Here is a 268-nt window from a genome sequence, read left to right as displayed (position 1 = left end):
CCTTTGCAGCACCTGCGCCAGCAAGTGGAAACCCAGACCCGGCAGCGTTTTAACTCGGTACTGGCAACCCTGTATCGTTCAGGGTCAGACTCTGTTGGCTGGCATGCCGATGATGAACCGGAGCTGGGACCAGCACCAGTGATTGCTTCCCTGTCGGTGGGCGCTACACGGATATTCCGCTTGCGGCCTAAAGTCACACCAGAACAGCAACGAGCGGTTCCGATGCATAGTGGTGATCTCTGGCTGATGCAGCCGCAATGTCAGCAAC

1 protein-coding gene is annotated in these 268 nt (G+C 57.5%); it reads left to right on the top strand.

The genetic code is table 11. The features are described 5' to 3' along the window. A partial coding sequence (locus Q4563_RS20170; RefSeq protein ID WP_303605782.1) for an alpha-ketoglutarate-dependent dioxygenase AlkB occupies positions 1 to 268 on the top strand: 268 nt, incomplete at both ends.

This window comes from Gilvimarinus sp. 1_MG-2023, from assembly GCF_030548285.1.
Note: the sequence above shows the minus strand (reverse complement) of the source record. Positions and strands in the feature narration are given on the sequence as shown.